Source organism: Pseudomonas agronomica (genome assembly GCF_025917275.1).
Lineage (GTDB): Bacteria > Pseudomonadota > Gammaproteobacteria > Pseudomonadales > Pseudomonadaceae > Aquipseudomonas > Aquipseudomonas agronomica.
This window is the reverse complement of sequence record NZ_JAOSHO010001016.1, coordinates 1-527: the sequence shown is the minus strand read 5'-3', so window position 1 is coordinate 527 and position 527 is coordinate 1. Positions and strand designations below refer to the sequence as shown.

Annotated in this window: 1 pseudogene; it reads left to right on the top strand. The window is 60.5% G+C overall.

Annotated elements, in window-relative coordinates:
• Positions 1 to 185: 185 nt before the first annotated feature.
• Positions 186 to 527, top strand: a pseudogene (gene glyA / locus OC610_RS28670) (serine hydroxymethyltransferase); the annotation flags it as partial.

The window sequence follows — 527 nt, the reverse complement described above, 5'->3', positions numbered from 1 at the left end:
GCCCAGCGGGAGCAAGGGCAGTGTTCGATTCCATTTGATCCCATGTCGTAAACGCACCTTTGCGTGGCGTCCATAGGCATTTGACCTGCCTGCGCCGGCCATACCATCGCATCCAAAGGGCACGACCGAAACGGTCCGTGCCTCACCGAGACGAAAGGCGCACCGCCGCCGCTGGGAGAGACGCGATGTTCAGCAAGCAAGACCAAATCCAAGGCTACGATGATGCACTGCTGGCGGCGATGAATGCCGAGGAGCAACGCCAGGAAGATCACATCGAACTGATCGCGTCGGAGAACTACACCAGCAAGCGTGTGATGCAGGCCCAGGGCAGCGGCTTGACCAACAAATACGCCGAAGGCTATCCGGGCAAGCGCTACTACGGTGGCTGCGAGCACGTCGATAAGGTCGAAGCCCTGGCCATCGAGCGCGCCAAGCAATTGTTCGGTGCCGATTACGCCAACGTCCAGCCGCACTCCGGTTCGTCTGCCAACAGCGCTGTCTACCTGGCCTTGCTGCAAGCCGGCGAT